The 20123-nt window shown below is 39.4% G+C and carries 19 protein-coding genes and 2 pseudogenes; 13 read left to right on the top strand and 8 right to left on the bottom strand.

The window, feature by feature from the left end; genetic code table 11:
• Positions 1-623: 623 nt before the first annotated feature.
• The 7 genes from V7L20_RS31455 to V7L20_RS31485 all read left to right on the top strand — a co-directional run bounded on the left by V7L20_RS31455 (position 624) and on the right by V7L20_RS31485 (position 7400).
• Positions 624-893, top strand: a complete 270-nt coding sequence (locus V7L20_RS31455) for a hypothetical protein (protein ID WP_334747844.1) — start codon at positions 624-626, stop codon at positions 891-893.
• 420 nt (positions 894-1313) lie between these two features.
• On the top strand, positions 1314-2012 hold the full coding sequence (locus V7L20_RS31460; RefSeq protein ID WP_334747845.1) for a glutathione binding-like protein: 699 nt from the start codon (positions 1314-1316) through the stop codon (positions 2010-2012).
• 71 nt (positions 2013-2083) lie between these two features.
• Positions 2084-2629: a GNAT family N-acetyltransferase gene (locus V7L20_RS31465; protein ID WP_334747846.1), complete on the top strand. Its 546-nt coding sequence runs from the start codon at positions 2084-2086 to the stop codon at positions 2627-2629.
• 231 nt (positions 2630-2860) lie between these two features.
• Positions 2861-3355, top strand: a complete 495-nt coding sequence (locus V7L20_RS31470) for a hypothetical protein (RefSeq protein WP_334747847.1) — start codon at positions 2861-2863, stop codon at positions 3353-3355.
• 292 nt (positions 3356-3647) lie between these two features.
• Positions 3648-4340 carry a hypothetical protein gene (locus V7L20_RS31475; protein ID WP_334747848.1) on the top strand — a complete coding sequence of 231 codons (693 nt, stop codon included), beginning with the start codon at positions 3648-3650 and terminating at the stop codon, positions 4338-4340.
• A 570-nt stretch (positions 4341-4910) separates the two neighbouring features.
• The gene (locus V7L20_RS31480; protein ID WP_334747849.1) at positions 4911-5759 is read left to right on the top strand and encodes a lysophospholipid acyltransferase family protein; all 849 of its coding nucleotides are present in this window, start codon (positions 4911-4913) and stop codon (positions 5757-5759) included.
• Positions 5760-6077: 318 nt separating this feature from the next.
• Positions 6078-7400: a hypothetical protein gene (locus V7L20_RS31485; RefSeq protein ID WP_334747850.1), complete on the top strand. Its 1323-nt coding sequence runs from the start codon at positions 6078-6080 to the stop codon at positions 7398-7400.
• 346 nt (positions 7401-7746) lie between these two features.
• Here V7L20_RS31485 and V7L20_RS31490 read toward each other — a convergent pair whose 3' ends face one another.
• From V7L20_RS31490 to acs, 4 genes are all read right to left on the bottom strand, one after another.
• On the bottom strand, positions 7747-8007 hold the full coding sequence (locus V7L20_RS31490) for a MoaD/ThiS family protein (RefSeq protein ID WP_334747851.1): 261 nt from the start codon (positions 8005-8007) through the stop codon (positions 7747-7749).
• Between the two features lie 615 nt (positions 8008-8622).
• A complete protein-coding gene (locus V7L20_RS31495) occupies positions 8623-9303 on the bottom strand; it encodes a tetratricopeptide repeat protein (RefSeq protein WP_334747852.1) in 681 nt (226 codons plus the stop codon).
• A 70-nt stretch (positions 9304-9373) separates the two neighbouring features.
• On the bottom strand, positions 9374-9607 hold the full coding sequence (locus tag V7L20_RS31500) for a hypothetical protein (protein ID WP_334747853.1): 234 nt from the start codon (positions 9605-9607) through the stop codon (positions 9374-9376).
• Positions 9608-9940: 333 nt separating this feature from the next.
• The gene (acs, locus tag V7L20_RS31505) at positions 9941-11914 is read right to left on the bottom strand and encodes an acetate--CoA ligase (protein ID WP_334747854.1); all 1974 of its coding nucleotides are present in this window, start codon (positions 11912-11914) and stop codon (positions 9941-9943) included.
• A 230-nt stretch (positions 11915-12144) separates the two neighbouring features.
• Here acs and V7L20_RS31510 point away from each other — a divergent pair, with 230 nt between their 5' ends.
• From V7L20_RS31510 to V7L20_RS31525, 4 genes are all read left to right on the top strand, one after another.
• Positions 12145-12789, top strand: a complete 645-nt coding sequence (locus V7L20_RS31510; RefSeq protein ID WP_334747855.1) for a restriction endonuclease subunit R — start codon at positions 12145-12147, stop codon at positions 12787-12789.
• 22 nt (positions 12790-12811) lie between these two features.
• Positions 12812-13540 carry a Uma2 family endonuclease gene (locus V7L20_RS31515; RefSeq protein WP_334747856.1) on the top strand — a complete coding sequence of 243 codons (729 nt, stop codon included), beginning with the start codon at positions 12812-12814 and terminating at the stop codon, positions 13538-13540.
• A 92-nt stretch (positions 13541-13632) separates the two neighbouring features.
• A complete protein-coding gene (locus V7L20_RS31520) occupies positions 13633-14322 on the top strand; it encodes a hypothetical protein (protein ID WP_334747857.1) in 690 nt (229 codons plus the stop codon).
• Positions 14323-14390: 68 nt separating this feature from the next.
• Entirely contained in the window at positions 14391-14831 is a 441-nt protein-coding gene (locus V7L20_RS31525; RefSeq protein ID WP_334747858.1) for a hypothetical protein, read from the top strand.
• Positions 14832-14937: 106 nt separating this feature from the next.
• Here the strand turns inward: V7L20_RS31525 and V7L20_RS31530 are convergent, their stop codons facing one another.
• The 3 genes and pseudogenes from V7L20_RS31530 to V7L20_RS32955 all read right to left on the bottom strand — a co-directional run bounded on the left by V7L20_RS31530 (position 14938) and on the right by V7L20_RS32955 (position 15628).
• A complete protein-coding gene (locus V7L20_RS31530) occupies positions 14938-15189 on the bottom strand; it encodes a type II toxin-antitoxin system RelE family toxin (protein ID WP_334747859.1) in 252 nt (83 codons plus the stop codon).
• A complete protein-coding gene (locus V7L20_RS31535; protein WP_334747860.1) occupies positions 15186-15455 on the bottom strand; it encodes a DUF6887 family protein in 270 nt (89 codons plus the stop codon). The genes V7L20_RS31530 and V7L20_RS31535 overlap by 4 nt, the downstream gene beginning before the upstream one ends.
• Positions 15452-15628, bottom strand: a pseudogene (locus tag V7L20_RS32955) (DUF6888 family protein). Before V7L20_RS32955 ends, V7L20_RS31535 begins: the two are co-directional and overlap by 4 nt.
• Before the next feature lie 568 nt (positions 15629-16196).
• Between V7L20_RS32955 and V7L20_RS31540 the strand changes: the two are divergent.
• Positions 16197-16613: a hypothetical protein gene (locus V7L20_RS31540; RefSeq protein WP_334747861.1), complete on the top strand. Its 417-nt coding sequence runs from the start codon at positions 16197-16199 to the stop codon at positions 16611-16613.
• Positions 16614-16624: 11 nt separating this feature from the next.
• Positions 16625-19888, top strand: coding sequence for a tetratricopeptide repeat protein (locus tag V7L20_RS31545; protein WP_334747862.1), 3264 nt, complete (start codon positions 16625-16627; stop codon positions 19886-19888).
• Here V7L20_RS31545 and V7L20_RS31550 read toward each other — a convergent pair.
• Positions 19877-20056: pseudogene (locus tag V7L20_RS31550) on the bottom strand (DUF433 domain-containing protein). The gene V7L20_RS31545 and the pseudogene V7L20_RS31550 overlap by 12 nt on opposite strands.
• Positions 20057-20123 lie beyond the last annotated feature (67 nt).

Below are 20123 nucleotides of genomic sequence, written 5' to 3' on the forward strand. Positions count from 1 at the left end.
TTTTCACCCCATGTGATCGCGCCACCCACAGACGTGCGAAAACGAAAACTGAACTACAACAGCAACCTGAAGCTGAATTATCTCGTCGGGCGATCACTTGTTTTTAAACTCATCTCACAAAATCGTATTGCTCGAATGTCTTGTTTGCAAGCCACAGCAGCTACGCCAGTTTAGCGTTTCGTACAATTGATACCTGCTCACAAAACCAATTTCAGGAGAAATAGGTAGAAACAACTCTGAAATATTTATTGATAACTTTAAACAAATCCTGGAAGGCTATAAATAATTTATGATTTTTTTATAAATAATATTTATATATCAACTTATCAAAAACATTACATATTGAAAATCTTGATAATTATAGTAATAAAAGCTATTTACCAGATAAAATTCCATATATTTACTTACTAAATTTTAACAGAAAAATTCTCATAATAAATACGGAAAAGATATTATAAAAAATTTTCTGGTGCTGCTATCTTTGCAAACCTGGATTGTCAAGTCTGTTCATATACATTCTTTTTGATTAATCTAATTAATAGTTAGAGCAATAAATAATATTTTCTTGCTCAAAACCTAAAAAGCAAATTTTTGTATTTATTGATTTGGGAGAATAATTTACTATGTCTATAAACAAAAACCTGATAGGTGAAAATCAAGAAGAATTGTTTGAAGTCTTATCAGATGAATGCTGCGAACAAATAATCGGAGGGAAAAGTTGGTGGAAGAAATTTACAAAAACAGTTGAGCATGCCACAATCAAAACTTTGAATAATACAGGCAACGCAGTGACTCAGTACGGAGGCATGTCAGCACTTGGAGTTTATACAGCAGGTGAGCTAGCTTTAGAAGCTACTGGAATAGTCGGAAATAACCAAATAGACGGAAATTAAACTAAGAAAACTTAAACAACTTATTTACCTCATTTCTCAACTTTAGCTGAGAAATGCAATTACTTAAGCTCTGCCTCCTTGAAACAACTAAAGGCAGAGCTTTTTGCTTACTACACTTCAAAAATGACTCATGCACTTGATAGGTTTGATTCTAGCGATCGCTGGTAGTAGCATTTTTGGTAGCCAAAAAAGATAACAATATCCAGCACAATAGTCCAGTATGGGGCTGTAACCCCATACCAAATAGCGATTTTTCATCTTGCCTCTAGGGCAATACTTTTGGGTATAAAGTGCTAAAATGCCTATTGTATATACATTTTTGCAGTTTTTGCCTCCTTTGTTCAGATTTTGTGAGAAATACGAAAGAGGTGTTCGCTCCATTAACTTAAAAACAATCGCACAATTTTAGGAAAAATAACCATGATTGATCTTTATTATTGGACAACTCCTAACGGTCATAAAATTACGATCTTTTTAGAAGAAGTCGGTTTGGAATATACCATAATTCCTGTGAATATTGGGGCTGGGGATCAATTTAAACCAGAATTTCTGAATATTTCTCCTAACAATCGCATACCAGCGATCATTGACCACGAACCAGCTGATAGAGGTGTGCCGATTTCGGTATTTGAGTCTGGTGCAATTTTGTTATATTTGGCAGAAAAAACTGGGAAATTAATCCCCCAAGATTTACGTAATCGCACTCAAGTTTTAGAATGGTTGTTCTGGCAAATGGCAGGACTGGGGCCAATGGCGGGACAAAATCATCACTTTAGCGCCTACGCTCCCGAAAAAATAGAGTATGCAATTAACCGTTATGTGAATGAGACGGGACGCTTATATGCAGTGCTGAATAAGCAACTAGCAGATAGAGAATTTGTGGCTGGCGATTATTCCATCGCCGATATTGCTGCATATCCCTGGATTGTGCCCTATGAGCGCCAAAGTCAGAATTTAGAGGATTTTCCTCACGTTAAGCGGTGGTTTGAGGCAATTAAAGCCCGTCCAGCAACAATTCGCGCTTACGAGAAAGCAGAAGCACTGAAAACTCAAGCGCTTGATCCAGATAAGTCACGAGATTTGTTATTTAACCAGTCGGCGAAGACTATTCGACCTTGAGCCTAATGAAATTGTCTTGTCATTGTGGCGATCGCTAAGTTACCTCTAACCCCAGATCATCTGTCGCAACTATGAGCAACGATTTATCACTATCTTCCTTTCCTCAATTAGAAACAGAAAGGCTGCTTCTGCGTGAGACAACGTTGCAGGATGCTGAGGCTATCTTTGCTGTATTTTCCGATCCAAGGGTGACTCAGTTTCACAATCTTGATACTTTCACTTCTATTGAAGAGGCGATCGCACTCATTGTCCGTAGAGCCAAGCGGTTTGAGCGAGGAATAGGAATTCGCTGGGGAATTGCCCGTAAGCAAGACAACGTTATGATTGGTTCTTGTGGGTTTACGTGGAACCCACAAGAACAGTCTGCTGAGATTGGTTATGAGCTTGCCAATACTTTTTGGAGACAAGGTATCATGACTGAGGCGGTGCATACCATCTTGCAATTTGGGTTTGAGAAAATGGGTTTGCGTTTCGTTGTTGCCCAAGTCATGCTGGACAACATAGCTTCTAAAAAGTTGCTTGAAAAGTTAGGTTTTCAGAGTCAGGGTGTACTGAAACAGTATGGCTTCTTCAAAGGGCAGTTTCACGATCTGGAGCAATTTGTGCTTAACAAATAAAATTCGTTACTTACTTTTTAATTACCGATGAGCTTTAGTATCGCCTTGAAAGCTGCCTGGAAAAACGTAAGCGCATTATCTTGCTAGACACAGACAGAGTAAAAGAGGTTTTAATTATTAGAGAATAAAACCTATAATTTGTTAAAATTTGCATAAATAGCTAAAAATCAATAGATAAGACTATTGAGCCTAGCTCCAGAGAATTTATAAAACTTAAAAAGGAGAATCATCATGAATTCATTGAAGATGTTCATTAATCCAGCAAAGATTTTTGCATTTGCTTTATCATTTCTTATATTCTGTTTTTCTACATCAGCGATACCTTCGGTAAGCTTCTCTACGAGACGCTTTGCGAACGCTAACGCAGCGCCAAGGACCCTCGCTACCTTAATTATCACAGAAAAAGCTCAAATTACTGAAGGAAAGTTCAGTATCGACACAACTACACCAATTCCTTTGCCAGCTACAGCAGTTATTCGCTCTGCTAAACTTTTTTTACCAGTTGGTGAAACTGGAACAATTAATAAGATTAAAATTACTGGCCCAAATGGACTTGAATTTGGCTGTCAAGATATTAAGGTGAAGAACGGTGTTGATTTAATTAAAGCCTGTGGTGGCCCTGCTGTTTTAGAAGCAGGAGGAGCGATTACTTATGTAGCTGAAGGAAGTGGTTTTGCACCAGAACGTAACACCAAACTAACAGTTGTTTTATCAGATGATTTTTAAACACCACTTTCAATCGTAATTACAACAAATCTTCTGAATAAGTCGAACTAGCTTTTATTCCAAGCACAAATTATCTGAATCAGCTTATGTTCTCAATATTTGTGCTTGGAATACATTACTAAATAATTCATAACTCATAATTCATAAATTTCAGACCTATACAACGGTTCCTCTTAAATTTTTAATGAGCGTTGTTTTAAGAGGGTGGATAGTTCAGCATATCACACACTCTTGAAATTATAAATTACTAATTATGAATAAATTATGTTGACGCTATGTCAATACATTACTTATGTTAATAATTTATCGTGTAACACATTTCAATCTTGTCTTGATCGAATGGGTATTAATCGGCTGGTCAATTCGTCTGTGGCAGCAATCAACCAGTTTAGCAATGATTGTGTTGCCTATAGTGCTAGTGAGCATTAGTTATGACAATCTCATTCTTTTAATAGGAAGTCTGATTGGTGAAGGAGAGCTTTTGAAAACTCTCTCTATGCTGCGCTTTTTATTACATTATTTAGTTGTACCACTATTTATTGTAATTGGTGTTGAACTCGCTCACCGTGCTGGAGCTAATTGGGCTAATACAGTAGTCCGGGTTTTATCTTGGGTAATTGCATTAGGACTTACAGCGATAGATGTTGCCACCCGCTATATAAGGCTGGAACTAGTTCCAATAGAGTTCGCAGGAATCCTACGTTATCATGATGCCAACTTGAGCGGGCCGCCAATTATAACGATTGTAGTTAATCTGTTTGTCCTAGTAATTAGCATTGGTATTTGGTTCAGGCTAAAGTGGCCGTGGTTATTTGTAGCAACCTTGGTTTCCCTTATTGGTAATGCTATGCCCTCCTATGCAGTAGGTACGCTTCCTGGAAGCTGCTCTGAATTGGTAATGGCAATAAGTTTGTTGTTAACTGAGGAGCGCACACAATTTTTTCTTGTTACTCAAGGAGAGACAACTTTTCTATCTAGTGACTAAAAGGTAGATCCCACAACCCGCAATTTGAGTAACATAAGTACGCGTATACTCAAAAATATAATTATGCCAATTAAATCATTACATATCGTTATCATGAGCTTTTTGGTATTAACTAGGTAAGAAAAACCCAAACTATGTAAAAATTAATAGGAAAAATGCATTTACCAAGGTAATTTAAAATATGGACGCTCCTTTAAGGAGATTCTTGGCTGCTGGGCAAGACCGAAGTTTGTTAAACTTTAAAAGATTACACTTACTAAAGAAAGTCAAAGACTAAACAGAAGTAATTAAGTTGGAATTAGCTGCTGTTAGAGAATAAACTCACTTGAAGTATTTAAGCGAATCAGGTTTTGTGCATCAAGCAAACCTGGTCATACCTAATAAAGGATTGTTTGACCAGAAATAAAAAAGTACAGAGCAAGTAAATTTATTTATAGTTACTGAGCGTAGCCGAAGTATGAGCTTGGTAAATTTTTGAATGCGTGAATGCGTGAATGCGTGACTTCCCCGAACGCGAGTGCGTCCCGTAGGCAAGGGGCTGACCTTTACCAATCCTGTTAGAATGCATTGATGTCAAAAAAGCAATATCTCATAAACAAAAAACCCGGTTGGTCTTTGGATGAGCGAGATCCAAAGTTCATCAAATCTCTGATGCCTCTATTTGGCTTTTTTTATGACTACTATTTCCGAGTTCAAACCAGTGGTTGGGATAATATTCCACCCCAAGAAAAAGTCCTATTTGTCGGTTCGCATAATGGGGGACTCGCGGCCCCCGATATGACAATGATGATGTACGACTGGTTCCGACGATTTGGTGTCGAGCAACCCGTTTATGGTTTGATGCATCCTAAAGTTTGGCAGGTTAGCCCGCCACTAGCGCAACTGGTTGCTAAGGCTGGAGCAATCATGGCTCATCCGAAAATGGCTTACGCGGCCTTGCGCTCTGGAGCGAGTGTGCTAGTTTATCCAGGTGGAGCCGAAGATATTTTCCGACCGCATTATTTACGTAACAAAATCTATTTTGTGGGGCGGCAAGGATTTATCAAGTTAGCATTGCGGGAAAATGTGCCGATTGTCCCTGTAATTTCCTGGGGCGCTCACGATACACTGATTGTACTGGCTGAGTGCTATAAAATTGTGCAACAACTCCATGAATGGGGGATGCCTTGGCTGTTGGGAATTGATCCGGAAGTTTTTCCTATCTATCTCGGACTGCCTTGGGGATTAGCAATTGGCCCGTTACCCAACATTCCATTACCTATGTCCATGTACACGCGGGTTTGCCCCCCAATTGTGTTTCAACGCTACGGTCGTGAAGCAGCCAGCGATCGCTACTATGTCAATGAATGTTATAAATTAGTTGTTAGTCAAATGCAGCAAGAGTTAGATGACTTAGTAAAGCTGGCTAGTAAGTCCTAAAGCTATTGAGTAAAATTAATAAGTTTAACTTCTAACCAGTTTGATTACAGACGAGTAAGGTCTACCTTGAAAACCGTAGTTTATTGGAATTAAGAGAGGTCAAAACTCAAACTATGACTGAAAAATCTAGTTTTAAAACAAAATGGATGTAGTTTAGACACATTTAATTGTATAGAATTTAATGACACAGCAGAATATAGAATACAGAATTCAGGAGTAAAACACGCTTTATACCTGGGTAACAGACGAATCGTTGTGTACCTGACCAACTTTAAATCTGCCATAAGACAAGTAAAAACTTAATTGAAGAAGTTTTATATGATTATGCTAAATGTTAATAATTATAGCAATCAGAAAAAAAATCAAATATTGTTAGGTCTTGCCATCATACTATCATTAATATTGTGTGTTGAGTTAGCAATAAGAGCTTCTCATTTTCATCTTGAAGCTTTAGCTAATACCACAGGTCGATATTTACCTGATTTTTCTAAAACTATTGACAAAATCAGAGTAGGTATAGAATACCGTTGTTTAATTATTATATATATTTTGTGGTTAATAATAAACAAAAAAAGAGATATAAGGGATATAAGTTTTATAAAAATACTAAAAAATAGTTCATTATTTTTGCTAATTGCCTTCATAAGTTATCCAATAACCACTGATATTAATTTATATGTACATTATGGTTTAATGGATTTAAATGGAATTAATCCTTTTATTAATGCTGCAAGCACATTTACCTCAAAGTTGTCTCCATTTCTAATCTGGAAACAGACTTCAACTTATGGGCCTATATCTCAACTATTTTTTATGTTTTCCGCTATTTTTGTTGCAATTACTCCAATCTTGGGAATTTATATATTTAAATTAATATGTCTTTTATTCCATATATTAAATAGTTACTTAATATGGCAGCAGTTAAAAATATCTCCTCATAAAATTAAGATAACAATTGCATATTTAATTAACCCGTATTTGCTGTATTCTCAAGTTACAAATGCACATATTGATGTATTAATTTCTACAGTTTTAATTATTTTAATAATATGCCTCAAAAACCATAATTATATAGCTACGATTATTACAGCATGGATTGGTTTTCTAATTAAAACATTACCAATTATTTGGTTACCTCTAATATTTGTTTATTTGATTAAGCAACAACATTGGAGAATTTTATTCAGTGGTATTCGTATATCTTTAGGTATAATTTTTGTCACTTGTATTACAGCTCTACCTACAGCCGATGCTTGGAAAAGCCTTTTAAATCCTGGGGTTGGAGAAATAGTAGGTGATTCGTTATATGCTTTGGTAAAGAGTTTACTAAATTTGAAAATTCTAAACTTTTCTCTAAGTCTCCAACATACTTTATACTCAATATTTAAACCTATAATATTTTCTATATTTGTAGTTTCTTATTTGATTATTCTGGTAAAACCATATTGGAAAAAAAATTATTCTGAAACTAATCTTAGTATACATTTAGGATGGGTTACTTTAATATTATTTATGTTTGCTGCTCCTTGGTATTGCTCTTGGTATTCCTCTGTGCTGCTGGCAGTCGTGGCTTTAAACATATATTCAAAAAGATTCGCAATTACTAGCATCGCATTCTGCATTATAAGTTCTATTGCTTAGACGTAGTTTTTCACTCTCCCCTGTAAAACAAGAGTTTGCAGTGGTAAAAGTAGAGATGAATATGTATGCTAATTTGACATACTCCCCACCCAGAGGGTAGGGATTTTAAACTCAAACAGCAATTGTAGAGAAGTCCATTGCGTTAGCGTAGTGGGGCTTTGCTTTTAGCGTCTCCAAGAGTTGCCCATTGTGAATTGGTTTAACGTGGTTTGAATTAGTCCAATATTATTAGTTTTTTCGCTCAAAAGAGGCGATGTATGTAGCAAAAACTCTTTATCAAAGTGAGTAATCAGTAATTATGAGTTAGGAGTTTTAAATCTTTAATTCATAACTCCTAACTTCTTTGCTAGCCGCCGCTAACTGGTGGAATCAGCACAACTTCATCCCCGTCTTGTAGTAGGGTATCCGGTTCGACAAATACTAGATTAATTCCAAAGCGGGTAACGTCACGCCATTGGGAGAGTTCGGGGTGTTCAGCTATGAGGCGATCGCATACTGTCTTGACTGGCATACTTTTAGGAAATTCCAGCACCAGTTCTGAAACCCTAAAGGCTTCTTGATAAGCAGCGAATAATTTGACAGTAACGGTGATTGCAGATTTAGACATACAACATGCTTTGGCAGTACCAGCAAATAGTTTAATACTTGACAAGTACCCTAAACTCTTGGGCTTAATTATACATTACGTTTATTTGATTATTGTAGATTGCTATTTTGCTATTTTTGAATAGATGCGCTACTAGGTTAGATGCTATTTATATAACAAAAGGCAATCTTTCTATATGAAAAAAGCTATTTCGATTATTGCGGATATTTTATATATCCTTACAATCATTCGCATTCGGCTTAACTATAGACAATAGAAAACGAGAACCTATTGCTCTTAAATCGTATGGTATTACATGAGTTGGTATATCAAAAATCCATCCTATACCTGCCCATGCAGTATTTTCCGAACGTTCCCAGGCTACTCTTGTGTATCCCCCATCCAAGTGAAAAATTACTTTTACAGTTTCTCTGGCTAACAGAAATATTTCATTCATTATAATTATTTTATTTCAATGCTTTTTAGAGGGCGGGTTTTCCGTCCCACCCCATAATAATTACAAGCCAGATACCTATTACCTAGCAGCCAAATTCCGTAGGAAGTGTTGTTGCAAAGCTTCCTTAAAGCCGATCGCAGCAACTCGTTTTAACTTTTATTCACTGAATAATATGATTTTCATGAAACACTAGGATCATCAGCAGTTTTGATCTCTCGCAAAATTCGTTCGACTTGATTAACTTTTTCATTTCTATTCTGTTCTTTGAAAATTTTTAAAGCTTTTTCTAAAGAAGCTAGCGCCTCATCTTTTTTATTTGTTTGCAACAATGCCAGTGCAAAATTAGTCAATGCTTCGGCATAATTAGGATTAATTTCCAGAGCTTTTTTATATTCAGTAATGGCTTCTTCCCAACTGCTTTGGCTAGCGTAAACCATACCCATCCCATTGTAAGCTAGAGCATATTTCGGTTTGAGGCGAATCGCTTCTTTATAGGCGGTAATTGCTTCTTCTGATTTCTTTTGTTGAAAAAGCGTATTTCCTAGTTGAAAGTGTCCGAAGGCATCTTCTGGGAATTTTTTAATGAGTTTACGTAAATTTTCTTCTGCGCCTTTGAAGTCTCCTTGATTATATAAAGCATTGGCTTGTTGCAGGAGCTGCGATCGCTCTGATGTATCTGTACCTGAAGATTGTGCTATTTTTTGTGGTTGTCTATGTGCAGACTGTTCTAGCGAATGTAAAGAAACTTGTCCAGGAACCGCTAACACTAATGGTGATAGACTAATTACAGTTATGATACTCAGCGTCATGCCGCTAAAAGATTGAACAAATGCTGATTTGGATTTGCGCTTCACCTTCATCGCCCTGAATGCCTCAATAACTTCCTATTCTTATAATAATGTGAAGATGCATTAGTAAGTCTGCAATACATTAAGACACCTTCAAACGGTTATATTTTTTCATGTAACCTTTTCTTGTTGTCTTCACTTGTACAAAGAAATAAGGAACAGATTTACCAGCCCCTACCAACTCTACAATAAAATCAACATATTGCCATTTATCTCCTAAAAACTGCGGCTTGAAAATAGGGCCAGCATGAGAGTGAAATTCCGTCATTAATACTGTAAAAATTGCTTCGCCTCTTTGCTTTAGTGCATCTCTCATTTATAGACCTATTTTAATCGAGCCTGTTTAACAAAGGTAGGCTGTTTTGCCTGCCCTATATTATTAAGTATTGCTTTGTGTTAATTTGTTGTTAACAAACTCCTATTTTGAGAAGTTTGCATTGTTTATTGAAAGCGACTATCCCTCTCCACCCACAAGGGAGTGGAGAGGGATAGTCGCCCCGTTGCTTGGGGCATAGGGCATAGGGCATTGGTAGGTTCTTCCCGATGCCCCATACTTCGACGCCGCCCCTCGGCTCCGCTCGGGCTGAACTCAGTACAAGTGTCCAATTCCCCATGCCCAAAAACTCCACATACAAGGAGATGGAGTTTTTTATACACTTTCCCGCAATTTATCTAACACGCTTCTATCTTCTAATGTCGAAGTATCCCCAGATACCTCTTGCCCTGCGGCTAGATTCCGCAGCAAGCGCCGCATAATCTTACCTGATCGCGTTTTGGGCAAAGCGTCTGTAAAGCGGATTTCTCCCGGACGCGCGATCGCACCGATTTCTTTGACAACGTGCAGCTTGAGTTCTTTACTCAGTTCCTCATTTGCCTGATAAGTACCTTCTAAAGTCACAAAAGCAACTACTTCTTCACCCTTAAGTTCATCGGGTTTACCTACTACCGCCGCTTCTGCAACTGCTGGATGCGAAACTAAAGCTGATTCTACTTCCATTGTACCAAGTCGGTGTCCTGATACATTAAGTACATCATCAACACGACCCATTACCCAGAAATAGCCGTCTTCATCTTGTCTTGCACCATCACCAGCAAAGTAAATATAGTTACCATCTTTAGGAGGAATGTGTTCCCAGTAAGTGCGGCGGAAGCGTTCTGGATCGGCGTAGACTGTCCGCATCATTCCTGGCCACGGATGACGCACTGCTAGATAACCGCCTTCTTTATTGGGTACAGTGTTTCCTTCTAAATCCACGACATCTGCAATAATTCCAGGGAAGGGAAGAGTTGCTGAACCGGGTTTAGTGGGAATTGCCCCTGGTAGCGGTGTAATCATGATACCGCCGGTTTCCGTTTGCCACCAGGTATCCACAATTGGACAGCGATCGCCACCAATTACTTTGTGATACCATATCCAAGCTTCCGGGTTAATCGGTTCGCCAACGGTTCCCAACAAACGCAACGAAGATAGATTTCGCGTGTTGGGATGTTGTTCGCCCATCTTAATAAATGCCCGAATTGCCGTAGGTGCAGTATAAAAAATATTAACACCGTATTTTTCAATCACATCCCATGTACAACCAGGATTAGAAGCGCGGGGCGCACCTTCATACATCACACTGGTTGCACCGTTGGAAAGGGGGCCGTAGACAATGTAGCTGTGTCCCGTAATCCAACCTACATCTGCGGTACACCAATATACATCTGTGTCTTGCAGGTCGAATATCCACTTGGTGGTCATGTGGGTATACAAATTATAACCAGCAGTTGTATGCACTACGCCCTTCGGTTTGCCCGTGCTGCCAGAAGTGTAGAGAACAAACAGCATATCTTCGCTGTCCATTGGTTCGGCGGGACAATCTGCTGATACTCCTTTTTGCAAATCATGCCACCAATGATCGCGTCCGCCTGACTGCATATAAGTTTCTTGTCCAGTGCGCTTGACAACTAGGACATTTTCTACACTGGGAACAGCACCATCAGCTAAAGCTTTGTCTACCTGTTCCTTGAGAGGAACGATCGCATCTTTGCGCCAACCACCATCAGCCGTGATTACCAGTTTAGCTTGAGCATCAATTAAGCGATCGCGCAAAGCTTCGGCACTAAAACCACCAAATACCACACTGTGGGGTGCGCCAATTCTGGCACAGGCTAACATAGCGATCGCAGCTTCCGGAATCATCGGCATATAAATACCAACGCGATCGCCTTTTTGTACACCCAGTTGCTTCAATACATTGGCAAACTGACAAACTTCTCGGTGCAGTTGGGAATATGTCAGGGTACGGGAATCACCTGGTTCTCCTTCCCAAATCAAAGCTGCTTTATTTTTACGCCAGGTAGTGAGATGTCTGTCAAGGCAGTTGTAAGAAATATTAATCTTACCACCAACGAACCATTTAGCAAAAGGCGGTTGCCAGTCTAATACTGTATCCCATTTTTGGAACCATTCTAATTCTGTTGTCGCCAAATCTGCCCAAAATTGCTGCGGATCGGCTTTGGCTTTGTCGTAGATACGCTGATAGTCATCTAAGCTTTGGATATGGGCGTTCTGCGAGAATTCTGAGCTAGGATGAAACAGCCGCTTCTCTTGTAGGATTGATTCTATAGTTGGTTGAGACATGGTTAGTTATGAGTGCGATCACTATTGTTACTAAAAACTATTCTTAGCCCAGTTACGCTATACAATTTTTAGATTTTCGTTAAACTGGGTAGAAATTGCCGAGTTATTTAGTTTACATTCATTTTGATCTACCAAAAGCACGCGATCAAAAAATGTAAAGAGGTTTTACAACCTATCTACCGGGAATGTTGCAATATTGTAAATAGTCTTGACAAGCAAAGCCTGAAATTATGACGCTCACCGTCGAAGCTAGCAGCCTATCTCTCAACGATGTTCATCGGTTTCTCAAACTAGAAGAACTTTCCAATGGTTCATTCACAGACTTTTTAAGTCTAGAACCACTCTTTGAGTTTGAACAGCAGGATTTATTACGAATCAGAAACGACTTCCGTCGTTATTTAAGCGCAGGTAAAATTTCTGAAGGGTTGGTTAAATTTATAACAATTGCACCATTAATGCGATTAGCTGGATTTTACGATGTGCCGATTCGGTTGACAATGGAAGATAGCATTGCGATCGCAGTTGAAGATGAAGACAGAAGAATTACTGGACGGATGGATATTTTAGCAATAAATAATCCTCAAAGTAATATTGCGCCGCCATTTTTGGTTCTAGTAATTGAAACGAAAAATAGTTCGGTCAATGTGATTGAGGGTTTACCTCAATTAATCACTTATGCTTTTAAAAGTTTAGAGCAACAACCATCAGTTTGGGGTTTGGTAACTAATGGACAGCTTTATCAATTTGTTTATCTAAGACATGACAATCGGTCAACTTATGAGTTAATGCCATTATTAAATTTGAGTCAATCTCCAGATGCAATTGAGTTATTGCAAGTTTTCAAAGCCATTTGTAAGTTACCAAATTTTCAGTAAATAAATCGCAAAGCGATCGCTGATGTCTGATCCTGCTACTTTAGAAATCATCTCTGATGGTATTTCAGAAGACGAAGTTATTTTTCCTCCTGGCGATATACTGAGTGACGAACCACCTTTGGAAAGTGACCTGCACCGTGACCAAATCGATTTGCTGATTCGCATCCTCAAATTATGGTGGCGAGATAGGCAAGATTTTTATGCTTCTGGCAATTTGACGATTTACTACAGTTTTAACCAGAAAAAATCAGAATATTTCCGCGGCCCAGACTTTCTTGTAGTTTTGGGAACCCAGAAAAAAGACCCTAAAAGTTGGGTAGTTTGGCAAGAAGACGGCAAATATCCTAACCTGATTGTGGAAATTTTGTCAAGTTCAACGACAGCAGTTGATAAAGGTTTAAAAAAACAAGTTTACCAAGATACCTTCCGTACACCAGATTATTTCTGGTTTGATCCTGTAACAATGGAACTTCAGGGATTTCATTTAGTTGATGGGAAGTATCAAGAAATTCAATCAACCACTGATGGACGTTTGTGGAGTCAACAGTTAGAACTTTATTTGGGAGTTTATGAAGGTAAATTAAGATTCTTCACTACTGAAAATCAATTAATACTATCATCAGAGGAATTGGTTGAACAAGAACGTTTACGTGCCGAACAGGCAGAAGAACGCGCCGAACGAGCAGAGCAAGAAATTGCTCGACTGCGGGAGGCTTTACGTTTACAGGGCATCGACCTAGAGAATATTTGATGACATCAGGAAATGAACTAAAGACATTTTCAAGTTAAAATCTAGTTATCAATGTGTAAAAAAAGCGTAATCTTCTGAAAGTAGGGCATCATTTGCAAGCAACAGAAATTAAGGATCAGCTAAAGTCCCTTATCGAGCAAGCCTCCTCGATAGATCATAATTTAGCGAGAAGATTAGATGAAATCAATCGTTGGGTAAAAGACATCAAGCCAGGTTCTCTGACTGCAAAACCTTTTGTCATTGCCTTTCTCTTAGAAGTAATTACGGATTCGACAATTTGGCTGATAATCAAATCCTTACCTTCAGAAGAAGAACAAAAAGCAAAATTCGAGATGATGACGCCGATTGAGAGATATTGGTATGGTTATCTATTTCCCAGATGGTTTAATGCAAGTGACTCCAAGTTTTATATTTGGAAGCAAAAATTGATGGCAGGCGAATTTAATCAAGTAGATGATGATATTATTAAATTAATAGCTCAAGATATTGTTCAGCGAGAAGGTAGTTTTTGGCAGCGTTATATAGCCGACCTTTCTATGGCAACAGATTTAATTGTTAGTCGTAACAATCAACCACTGTGTATTCAAATTACCAGTGTTAGTGAAGAACTTAATCACCAAAAGTACGAAGCTTGGCAAAATACACTGCGATCGTGGGAAATCGAGAGGGGGCTGTTCTTAAGTTACAATCCTAAGGATGCTAATTTTGTCAACCAATTAGTCAACGTGGCCCTGTATAACAGTGATTACCTTTCTGGTGGCAAATATTTAAAATTTTCGTGAACTTTTCAGGAATTTGATATTTCAGATTTGTGTCTAGCCTATATACCTACGTGCTAATTAAAGCTTTTATGGTTAATAAAAGAGAAACTCACTGCAACAATCAAGTAGATACATTTGCTGAAGCTTTAGCGACGGCGCGACAAATGCAGCAGAACTGGCTTACTTATGGGATTGATTTTGTCAATATTTACGTTGAAGATGTCGAGGGAAACTGGCTAGAAACGTGGGGACATGATGAAATATTAGGTAATTTTCAATTAGATACTATTAAAGAATTTTTGGTAAGTAATGATAGTGTAGCTGTTAGGGTAAGACAGCATTTAGGAGAGCGATCGCTGTTTGATTTTGCAGTAAAATTAGATGAATCTTGGAGAATTTCTGAGTTAGATGACAGGCTATCTGCTGTAAAAAATCTGCTAGCTGGTGAAGGAAATAGTGTTAATACAGATGATATCAGGTTATTGGATTTAGCAAATACTCTGGTAGGAAAGTTGGCAGAGATTTTATGAAATTTGGAATTGCGTAGTGGTAGATTAAATTTTAAACTCAAGGGTTTTTATATTTTATTTGGTTGTGATTGGGTGGTATATAGACGATGGTTTTTGCAGACGAGCTTTAATAATCTTTGAGATGTGCAATCTTTATCACTGTTAGTAGTAAGGGTTGCTCCTGAATCTGGTAAATAATGCGGTATTTACCCAAACGAACCTTATACAAGCGTTCGGTGTCCTTCAATAAGTGAGCGGCTTCTGGACGTGGATTTAATGCTAGTTCCTCTAACTTTTGTGCTAATTGTTGCTGCATTACTGAGTCTAATTCTGTAAGTTTTTGAACAGATGAAGGTGTCAATGCTACTTGGTAGCTCATATCCCTAACTCCCTTTTAATTTCTTCAAAGGGTGTTGTCCCCAGCCCTGCAATTTCCTCTAATACTATATAAGCATCTCTTACATCAGCCTCATCTAACCTTGCTTCAATCAGCTCATGCATCTGCTCTGTTGAGGTAATTTCAGTTCCTGGCTCTTCTCTAAGTTTGTCCGTTAATGCATGAAAAGCTTCTTGATCGTCTCGATGTTCCAACACATAAGCTCTTAACTCTTGTCTGGTCATTGCTTGAAAATTTGCCTTAGTCATAAATATCTTACCCTCCCATTTAGCAATATTTCTATTTCAAAGCTTTGTCCAGCCAGAATGTAAATGCGTGTTGTCCGTTCATCTAACCTTACCAATTAAATTGGTAGGTACATCTGAGTTAAATCCTGACACACCTTAAATAATTCAATTCCTTGTTCATTAGTTGGTTTCATTCAGGATCATTAACAAGTTAAATTGTCATAAATTGCTTGCAGACGCTATTTACTTTGTTTTATTTCAAGTATACACGTAGAGACTAGATAAAAATATTACACACTTGAACCAATTGTGACTAACATTTAAGCATTTCTTGCAAATGTTAAAGCAAGAGTTACTCAGGTTGAAGCATGTATAAGAAAGGCTTAAGTTTTTCTGAAAAGATTAAATACTTTCTTATAAATGTTGAAGCAAGAGTTACTCAGGTTGAAGCATGTATAAGAAAGATTTAAGTATTTCTTACAAAGATTAAATACTTTCTTATAAATGTTGAAGCAAGAGTTACTCAGGTTGAAGCATGTATAAGAAAGGTTTAAGTATTTCTAACAAAGATTAAATATTTTCTTATAAATGTTGAAGCAATAGTTACTCAGGTTGAAACTTTGGTTAATAACGTTGAAAGTTTTTTGTTAAAGGGTACACCCGACTTTCACCAGGGAAACTGGTTAGCCTCTATCTCTCTTCCATGTAAACATCTGTTATTGTATGCATCAGTTAGGATGTTGCCAGATAAGGTAGGATATTTTGGAAGCAATTACAGCTAGTGCGATCGCAACCCTCGTTTTTAACAAAGCATTTGAGACAACTATCGAGAAATTCACTGAAGCAGCCCTGGTTAAAATTGCTGAGTTGCGAAAGAAGATTTGGGAGAAGTTAAAAGGAAATTCTCAAGCCGCAACTGCCTTCGTTGAGGCTGACAAAGGCTCGAAACCAGATGTAGACAAGGTTGCTGCTTACTTGCAGAGAATTTTACGTGACGAACCGGAGTTTGCTAAAGAAGTACAAACACTGGCTCGTGAAATTCAGGCTGGTAAGATAGTAGACAATAGCAATATGACTCAAATCAACCATGACAATGCCAAAGGATGGCAAACTAAAGTTGAGGGTGGAACAGTTTATCAAGGCGAGATTAACATTCATCATGCACCCCCCAATTCTTGAATTGAGCCATCATGAACCAAAGCAACCAGGATAATGCCAAGGGATGGCAAACTCAGGTTGAGGGTGGAACAGCTTATGTCGGCGATATTAGTATCTACAATTCCCCTACTAGGCAGTTACACTCATCTCCTCCAAATAATATTCCTTATCGGGGTGTCGCCAACTTTGTCGGGCGGGATGAGAAACTTGCCCAAGTGCATGAAAAGTTGCTGCAAAACGACAACGCAGCAATTTTGGCTGTGACTGGTATGGGGGGAATCGGTAAAACTGAACTGGCGACACAATACGCACAGCGCTACAAAGTCAATTATCCTGGTGGGCTTTGCTGGTTAGATGCCAGAAAACTAGATTTAGCAGCAGAGATTGTCGAGTTTGCTAAGTTTTACATGAAACTGGAAGTACCGCAAACCTTATTGACTTCCCAGGAACAAGCAAAATGGTGCTGGCATAATTGGCAACCACAAACAGGACTAGTCTTGGTAGTATTGGACAATGTTGACGATGTAACTAACTGGAAAAATTCTCACCAAGTACTGCCAACAGATAACCGCTTTCGTATATTGATGACAACTCGGTTGCGAAATCTCGGTTCAACAGTTCAACAGATAACTTTGGATGAACTCTCATCAAACGATGCTTTGAAATTGTTGACAGCTTTGTTGGGTGAGAATGATCGGCGAGTGCAACGGGAACCACAAACGGCAGCAAATTTATGTAAATGGCTGGGATATCTGCCTTTAGGTTTGCAATTAGTCGGCGCGTATTTGGCAGAAGATCCAAATTTGTCTTTGACAGAGATTTTACAGCGATTGCCAGCCCAGCAACAATCTCAATTGGAAGCCGTATTTGAATTAAGCTGGCAACAACTCGATTATATGACAAAGTATGTCGGTGAGTTGTTGAGTTTATTTGCCTCAGATATGATTCCTTGGCAAATAGTTGAATCTGTCAGTCAGCAGCTAAATTGGGCAAAGGCAGATGTTGACGAGGCGAGAAAGCAACTTTATCAGCGTCATTTAATTCAAAGCGTAGCAGAAAGAGAAAGTTGCTATAAAATTCATCCTTTAATTAGGGAGTTTTTGCAGGGGAAATTAGTAGGGTTAAACACAGCCGATGACCTCAAAAAAGCCTTTGCCGCAGCATTAGTAGAAATTGCTCAGAAAATACCTGAATCTCTCACCCTTGAGGATATCAAATCAGTGCAGCTGGCAATTCCACACTTGACTGAGGTGGCACAAAATCTGATTGATGTTGTGGAGGATGAAAATTTATTTTGGGTTTTCACTGGCTTGGGCAGATTTTATCAAGGACAGGGTTTGTATACCCTAGCAGCACCTTGGTATGAGCAAGGATTATCAACGGTGCAAACCCGTTTGGGAGAGGAACATCGCCATGTTGCCACCAGCCTGAACAACCTGGCATTACTCTACAATTCTCAAGGACGCTACGACCAAGCCGAACCCCTGTTTCTGCAAGCTTTAGAACTGAGAAAACGCCTGCTGGGAGATGCACATCCCGATGTTGCCGCCAGCCTGAACAACCTGGCATTACTCTACAATTCTCAAGGACGCTACGACCAAGCCGAACCCCTGTTTCTGCAAGCTTTAGAACTGAGTAAACGCCTGCTGGGAGAGGAACATCGCCATGTTGCCACCAGCCTGAACAACCTGGCATCACTCTACAATTCTCAAGGACGCTACGACCAAGCCGAACCCCTGTTTCTGCAAGCTTTAGAACTGAGAAAACGCCTGCTGGGAGATGCACATCCCGATGTTGCCGCCAGCCTGAACAACCTGGCAAATCTCTACGATTTTCAAGGACGCTACGACCAAGCCGAACCCCTGTTTCTGCAAGCTTTAGAACTTTATAAACGCCTGCTGGGAGAAGCACATCCCGATGTTGCCACCAGCCTGAACTTGCTGGCAAATCTCTACAATTCTCAAGGACGCTACGACCAAGCCGAACCCCTGTTGCTGCAAGCTTTAGAACTTTATAAACGCCTGCTGGGAGATGCACATCCCGATGTTGCCGCCAGCCTGAACAACCTGGCAAATCTCTACGATTTTCAAGGACGCTACGACCAAGCCGAACCCCTGTTTCTGCAAGCTTTAGAACTTTATAAACGCCTGCTGGGAGAAGCACATCCCGATGTTGCCACCAGCCTGAACTTGCTGGCAAATCTCTACAATTCTCAAGGACGCTACGACCAAGCCGAACCCCTGTTGCTGCAAGCTTTAGAACTGAGTAAACGCCTGCTGGGAGAAGAAAATCCCTCAGTTGCCACCAGCCTGAACAACCTGGCATCACTCTACTATTCTCAAGGACGCTACGACCAAGCCGAACCCCTGTTTCTGCAAGCTTTAGAACTTTATAAACGCCTGCTGGGAGAAGCACATCCCCATGTTGCCACCAGCCTGAGCAACCTGGCAAATCTCTACAATTCTCAAGGACGCTACGACCAAGCCGAACCCCTGTATCTGCAAGCTTTAGAACTTTATAAACGCCTGCTGGGAGAAGAACATCCCGATTTTGCCATCAGCCTGAACAACCTGGCATTACTCTACAATTCTCAAGGACGCTACGACCAAGCCGAACCCCTGTATCTGCAAGCTTTAGAACTGAGTAAACGCCTGCTGGGAGAAGCACATCCCCATGTTGCCAGCAGCCTGAACAACTTGGCATTACTCTACGATTCTCAAGGACGCTACGACCAAGCCGAACCCCTGTTACTGCAAGCTTTAGAACTGAGAAAACGCCTGCTGGGAGAAGCACATCCCGATTTTGCCACTAGCCTGAACAACCTGGCATTACTCTACAATTCTCAAGGACGCTACGACCAAGCTGAACCCCTGTATCTGCAAGCTTTAGAACTTAATAAACGCCTGCTGGGAGATGCACATCCCGATTTTGCCACCAGCCTGAACAACCTGGCATTACTCTACAAATCTCAAGGACGCTACGACCAAGCCGAACCCCTGTATCTGCAAGCTTTAGAACTGAGTAAACGCCTGCTGGGAGAAGCACATCCCTCTGTTGCCACCAGCCTGAACAACCTGGCATTACTCTACGATTCTCAAGGACGCTACGACCAAGCCGAACCCCTGTTTCTGCAAGCTTTAGAAATTCGTCAGCAGGTGTTTGGGGTGAATCATCCCAATACGGTTACTGTTCGGCAAAATCTGGAAAATCTTCAAGCTCAAAAGAGTGCTAACCGTAAAGTTAAAAATAATACTAATAATTCCTTGTGGAAGAAGTTTTTAGGGTTATTTGAGTGAAGCAAAAGTTGTAATCGCCAAAATATCTTCAGATTCTAAATCGTTATAATCTTTCAATATTTATTCAGTACTCATACCAGAACTGAGCAGTTCCAAAATAAATTCAACTGGATAACGAAGTCCTCGAATACAGGGTTTACCGTGGCAGATTTCTGGATTATGAGTAATGCGTTGTAGAAGGGGAGCATCTCACTTTTTTGCATGTCATTGCGAGCGAAGCGAAGCAACCGCAAAA

The sequence above is a fragment of the Nostoc sp. genome (assembly GCF_036916735.1).
Classification (GTDB): Bacteria; Cyanobacteriota; Cyanobacteriia; order Cyanobacteriales; family Nostocaceae; genus Nostoc.